Genomic DNA, 6,074 nt, shown 5'->3' on the forward strand with positions numbered 1-6,074 from the left:
CAAATAACTGGCGCTCATCACATTCCCCACTGCCATGAACATTCGGATCGGTAATGGTTACGATATCCATCAACTTGGCCCAAACCGCCCCTTGATTTTAGGAGGGGTAAACATTCCTCATGAACTTGGGTTAGTCGGCCATAGTGATGCCGATGTACTGACTCATGCCATTATGGATGCCATGCTCGGAGCTTTAAGCTTAGGAGACATCGGCCATTATTTTCCCCCCAGCGACCCCCAATGGAAAGGGGCGGATAGCCTAATATTACTGGGTCAGGTTAATGGCTTACTACTTGACCGAGGTTGGCAGGTGGTGAATATTGATTCTGTAGTGGTGGCCGAGCGCCCGAAATTGAAGGCTCATTTATCGGAAATGAGCGATCGCCTCTCAAACATCTTAACCCTACAACCCGATCAAATTAGCATTAAAGCCACCACCAACGAAAAACTCGGCCCAGTCGGTCGTGAAGAGGGGATAGCCGCCTATGCAGTTACCCTTCTAGAAAAGACGTAACCCTCAGCGAACTAACGCTGACGCGCTCTTAAGCGAGTTCCTAAACCCAATAATCCTACCCCCACTAAACCTAGAATGGCAGAAGGTTCGGGAACATCCGAAGGTTGCTCAGATGGTGGGAGTGGAGTAAAAACATCATTGAGACCAGCTACATAAGTAATGTCAGCATCAAGTTTAGTATTGATATCGAAACCACTGCCTCCAGCATGGGTAAAAGCGGTATAGCTACCTCCAAGAAATCCTTGACCATCACTCCCACTCACTAAATCACTGGGAGCAAGATTACGAATACGAATGGCATCAATCGCATCTCCTGCACCTAACCCAAAGGAACTTAAATCAAATACGGTGGCGAAGACTTGATACGTTGCAGAGAAGTGGTCACTAAACTGGTAGAGATATTCGCTAAAATCTGTTTCTCCAGCTTTACGAACAGAAACCGCAAAGGCTTCTGGCGCTCCAATACCACCATTTTCATATACGACTAGGTCGTTACCATCTTCATTGGCTAGGAGATTTCCCCCCCAATCCAACTCAATAGTGCCAACATTTCCGTTGTGTCCTAAATCGACAAAAGTTCCAGGTTCTTTTCCGAGAATTTCCCCCACCGTTTGACTGCTGCCTAAAAGTCCATTCAAGCTTGCGCCAAAAGAGTTCAGACTTCCAGATACTATTGACCCTCCAGTGACCGCATTACTTTCATTCCAGGTCAAACTGGTCGATGAACCATCCCATTTCTGGCCACTTAAGGTGGCAGCATGGGCGGATTCAGAACCGATGGCGGTCAATGCTGTGAGCATTAGACCCAAACTCAGGGAAGATCCTAACCCAATGGACAGATGACGTTGATTCATAATGATTCCGTGAAACTTCTGGCTAAGGAACATAAATTTATAGAAATCTAGAGGTATCTACCCTATGATTCCGTACTTTTCCTGATATGAGTAACCCTATTATGATGTGTTCGTGAATTTTCTGTCGATCCCTTAACCCATTAAGCAAGCTTGTCTCATCTCACGGGATTCCTGTTTTACAGCGCCTTCCATGGTTGCCCGTTGTAATCTCCAGAAGGCATGAATGTCTTCTAGTCCATAGGGTTTTACCATTAGTGCCCGTAGACGTTCCTCATCGGCCAAGCTCAGATATCCGGTAGAGAGGGCTTGTTGAACTACTTCATGAATCATATTTGGATCTCCCAAAAGATGAACTGCACCATTGCTCTTGTCGTGGTTTGTGATTCTATACATTTCCCCATCTCCAAGCCCCTCAAGCACCCATGTGATGGAAGATATTTTGGAAAAATGATAGATCTTAAGTCTTTATTCTTATGTCTTAGTAACACTACATTCTGGCAGTTTTCCGGATCGAGATCCAGTATTTTCCCGGATTTTTTATTTTTTCTTAAGAGTTTTTCTGGATAAATACTGAGTTTAGGGGTCTAAGGAGGTTGAACTGTCATGCCACTTGCCTAAAATCTGGCTTGATAAACGATTTAAGAAGATAAAAATTAGAATTCCCAAGATCCCAATGAGTAATAATGCGGCAAACATACGAGGAATTTGTAGGTTATAACTGGCTAAGAGGATTTGATAGGCTAATCCTGAATTCATGCCACCTGTACCGGCAACGATTTCAGCAACTACAGCGCCAATTAAGGCTAATCCACCACTAATGCGTAATCCAGCAAAAAAATAGGGTAACGCACTGGGTAGTCTGAGGTACAGTAGGGTTTGCCATCGGGATGCTTGATAAAGTTTGAAGAGGTCTTTAAGGTTAGGATCGAGGCTATTGAGGCCAAAGGTGGTGTTAGAGACGATGGGGAAAAAGGCGATAATCCAAGCGCAGATGACTAGGGCGGCAAAGGTATTATTACGCATCCAAATGACGATCAGGGGAGCGATCGCCGCCATGGGAATCGTTTGCAGTATAATTGCGTAGGGATACAAACTTTTTTCAATCCACTTACTCTGTGCCATAATCATTGCCAGGAATAATCCAGAAACCATAGCCACGAGAAAAGCAACGATCGTAATTTTTAAGGTAACGAGCATCGCGGGCAAGAGGATTGATCGATCTTGAATTAAGGTGTTCAGAATCAGAATTGGCCCCGGTAGAATGTAGCTCGGGGTATGGGTTAGGGATACAGAGATTTCCCAAACCGAGAGTACCAGTATTCCGAGAACAAGAGGAGCTAGGGTTTCTAGGGAAAACAAACGGCGCAATTCTGGCATAATCTAGTGAGGCGTGATGGCTTCAGATAGGGCGGTAGCGACTTGTTGGTAATACTCAGTATAGGCGATCGCTCCCCGAAAACTCGAATTGCGGGGATAGGGTTCGTGAATCGGAATTTCGGCAACAATGCGTCCGGGAGCTGTTCCCATCACGATCACTCGATGGGATAAATAAACTGCTTCATAGATATTATGAGTGACAAACACAATTGTCCAGCGTTTTTGGCTCCACAAATTTAATAGTTCATCATTTAATTGAGTGCGGGTAATATCATCTAAGGCTCCAAACGGTTCATCCATTAATAATACTTGGGGATTATTCACCAGCGCTCTAGCTATAGAAACGCGCATTTTCATCCCTCCAGACAGTTGCCGGGGATACGATTGAGAAACTTGATTTAACTGCACCAATTCCAGAGCTTCTTGAATCTTCTCCTGGGCTTTTTTCTGGGGCACACCGCCCAATTTTAGGGGTAAGAAGACATTCTGCCACACGGTTGCCCAAGGCATTAATGCTGCGTCTTGAAACACAAACGCGAGTTGGTTACTCTGTCCAGAATTGTGCCAGTGCAGAGTACCGGAACTGAGGGATGTTAAGCCCGCAATGATTCGCAGTAGGGTACTTTTGCCGCATCCTGACGGACCGACGATGCTGAGAATCTCTGAGGGATAGAGGTTTAGGTTGAGATCGGCGATCGCCCAACTTTGGCTATCAAAACGTTTGCTAACCTTCTCTAGAGTCGCGATCGGTTTTTGAGTCTCCATAAAGCTATCATTATTTAGAGCGAGTTTCGATAATAGTCAACTCCTTTATTCACAAACTTTAGGGTATAAGCCTGATGATAATCCAGCCCTGAATCCACCATACCCAAATTAACTGTAGATTGGAAAAAAGCTTTCCACCGTTCATCACTCATCGCGCCAATGCCCAAAGTTTCCGCATCTCCAGAAGTAATAATATCATACTCTTTGAGCTTCCTAAAGCTATAATCGAGTAAATTATCCGTCATTTCTGGATTATCTCGTTTAATCAACCGATTGCCCGGTTGCGGATCGTCCAAATAACCATACCAGCCCCGAATCGACGCATCAACAAATCGGTGAACCAAATCCGGATTATCATTGACTAAATTGCGAGTCGTCGTAATCGTAAAAGAATAGGGATTATAACCCGCATCCGCTAATAGATGCACAATCGGCTTAAACCCTCCTTTTTGTTCAATTGTGTAGGGTTCAGACGTTAAAACTCCTTGTTGTGCAGACGTTTCATCGACTAAAAACGGAGTCACATTAGAATTATAGGGACGAATTTGATTATCGGCAAATCCATAGTTTTGTTTCAGAACTGGCCAATAGGTAAACCGTGCCCCAGATGAAATAAAAATAGGTTTTCCTATTAAATCAGCCAGGGATTCATTGCCGACTCCTGGGTGGGTTAACAGCACTTGAATATTTTTCTGAAACATTGAGGCGACGGTAACTAAGGGAATGTTCTGTTCTATGGCTTTGAAAATATTGAGAGAACTTCCCATGTTGAACTCTAGCGCACCTCCGAGGAGTAACTGAGTGCTATTGGTTTGGGGATTAACGGGGCGGATGGTTAGATCTAAGCCATGCTTTTGATAAATTCCCGTCGCCAGCGCTTGATAAAATCCCCCATATTCAGCTTCAGCTTTCCAACTGAGGGCGAATTTTATTGAGTCTAAAGACTTGATTTTTTGGGTGCGAGGGGAGTTAACCGAGAGTAAACCACCGCCTAATCCAAAAGAACTGAGGTTTAGAAACTGGCGACGGGAGATAGGGGGGATTTGAGTCATATAGCAAACCTAAATGATTTGTGGAAATTTTTCTAGTTTTTATTCAGCCTCAATACTCACTCAAATTGCCAGAGCTATCTATGCTACGTTTTGTCATGCGGAAGGTGGGATTAAAAGCCGGATCGAAACTGGATCCGGCGGCTGTTTATGATCTGTTGATTTACAGTTTTCCGGGAAAACCACCCAGAAATTTAAGGGTTAGCACTGTTATGGGAGATCACGTCCATGACAGCCCAAGATATTCTATCTTGGCGCTTGCTTCATCAAGTCTTGTACTTGTTCAGCATGGTAGGAACTGCGGGTGAGGGGAGAAGAGACGACTTGCAGAAAGCCTAATGAGTCTCCAAAGACACGCCAAGCTTCAAATTCTTCGGGAGTTACAAAGCGGTTTAGAGGATAATGTTTGGGAGTTGGTTGCAGATATTGACCGATGGTGATGATATCACAATCTACCTCGCGTAATTCAGTCATTACTTGGCGGACTTCTTCATCAGTTTCTCCTAATCCCACCATGATCCCTGATTTCGTATAGATTGTAGGGGATAACTGTCGAGATCGCCTTAAGACCTCTAGAGAACGCTGATACTCTCCTTGGGGTCGCACGCGCCGATATAACCGGGGGACAGTTTCTGTATTATGGTTGAGAACTTCGGGTTGGCCGCTTAAAATTGTCTCTAGAGCCTGCCAATTGCCACAGAGATCCGGAATTAATACTTCAATTGTGGTTTGAGGCATCAAGGCGCGGACCGCCTCAATACAACGGACAAATTGACTGGCCCCTCCATCAGGTAAGTCATCCCGATTGACAGAAGTAATCACTACATGTTTAAGTCCCATCCGTTGCACCGCTTCCCCTAACCGTTGCGGTTCAGTAGGGTCAAGAGGTTGGGGCTTTTTCTCAAAATCAATATCACAATAGGGACAAGCTCTCGTACAAGCGGGCCCCATAATTAGAAAAGTCGCTGTACCCGCGTTGAAACATTCACCGATATTGGGACAAGAGGCTTCTTCACAAACTGTATTTAAGCCTAAATCACGGAGGGTAGTTTTCACGTCACCCACTCGCTGCCATTGGGGAGCTTTAACCCTGAGCCAATCTGGTTTAACCGTCACCGTACTCTGTTATCCTGTGTTGAGTTACTGTACTTTATCCTAACAAGATTTAGCAATTTTCATCTCAATAAGGCGATCGCATGTTATCATTCAGATAAGTTATATGGTTTACCGGGATGTAGCGCAGCTTGGTAGCGCACCTCGTTCGGGACGAGGGAGCCGCAGGTTCAAATCCTGTCATCCCGATTCATCAATATTCTTTGGTTTCTAGACTTTGAACCTGCAACACCCTAGTCCCAAGGGGAGCGCTCAACACACATTCAACACAAAACCACCATAGCACCTCCAAAAGTAAGGGGCAAGAAATAGGTTAAATGGGTTAGATAGTAATTAGAGTTTTCTATAGAATCCATAGAGAAATCCAAGGGGGTTCCCTCAGAGGAGACTGAGAGAAACCCA

7 protein-coding genes and 1 tRNA gene are annotated in these 6,074 nt (G+C 44.8%); 2 read left to right on the top strand and 6 right to left on the bottom strand.

Going from position 1 to position 6,074, the window contains the following annotated elements; all coding sequences use genetic code 11:
* The first annotated feature begins 34 nt into the window (after positions 1-34).
* Complete coding sequence (gene ispF, locus PN466_RS17850; protein WP_271941802.1) at positions 35-514, top strand: 2-C-methyl-D-erythritol 2,4-cyclodiphosphate synthase; 480 nt, start codon at positions 35-37, stop codon at positions 512-514.
* Between the two features lie 11 nt (positions 515-525).
* Here ispF and PN466_RS17855 read toward each other — a convergent pair whose 3' ends face one another.
* The 6 genes from PN466_RS17855 to lipA form a co-directional block, all read right to left on the bottom strand.
* Positions 526-1,368 (bottom strand): PEP-CTERM sorting domain-containing protein, encoded by an 843-nt coding sequence (locus tag PN466_RS17855; protein WP_271941805.1) that lies wholly within the window; start codon positions 1,366-1,368, stop codon positions 526-528.
* A 132-nt stretch (positions 1,369-1,500) separates the two neighbouring features.
* Entirely contained in the window at positions 1,501-1,761 is a 261-nt protein-coding gene (locus PN466_RS17860) for a hypothetical protein (protein ID WP_313898642.1), read from the bottom strand.
* A gap of 183 nt (positions 1,762-1,944) precedes the next feature.
* Positions 1,945-2,745, bottom strand: coding sequence for an ABC transporter permease (locus PN466_RS17865; protein WP_271941808.1), 801 nt, complete (start codon positions 2,743-2,745; stop codon positions 1,945-1,947).
* A 3-nt stretch (positions 2,746-2,748) separates the two neighbouring features.
* The gene (locus PN466_RS17870) at positions 2,749-3,510 is read right to left on the bottom strand and encodes an ABC transporter ATP-binding protein (protein WP_271941810.1); all 762 of its coding nucleotides are present in this window, start codon (positions 3,508-3,510) and stop codon (positions 2,749-2,751) included.
* Positions 3,511-3,524: 14 nt separating this feature from the next.
* A complete protein-coding gene (locus PN466_RS17875; protein ID WP_271941812.1) occupies positions 3,525-4,562 on the bottom strand; it encodes an ABC transporter substrate-binding protein in 1,038 nt (345 codons plus the stop codon).
* 243 nt (positions 4,563-4,805) lie between these two features.
* A complete protein-coding gene (gene lipA, locus PN466_RS17880; protein ID WP_271941816.1) occupies positions 4,806-5,675 on the bottom strand; it encodes a lipoyl synthase in 870 nt (289 codons plus the stop codon).
* A 112-nt stretch (positions 5,676-5,787) separates the two neighbouring features.
* Between lipA and PN466_RS17885 the strand changes: the two genes are divergently transcribed.
* A tRNA-Pro gene (locus tag PN466_RS17885) sits at positions 5,788-5,861 on the top strand.
* The last annotated feature ends 213 nt before the right edge of the window (positions 5,862-6,074 follow it).

Source organism: Roseofilum reptotaenium CS-1145, from assembly GCF_028330985.1.
Lineage (GTDB): Bacteria > Cyanobacteriota > Cyanobacteriia > Cyanobacteriales > Desertifilaceae > Roseofilum > Roseofilum reptotaenium.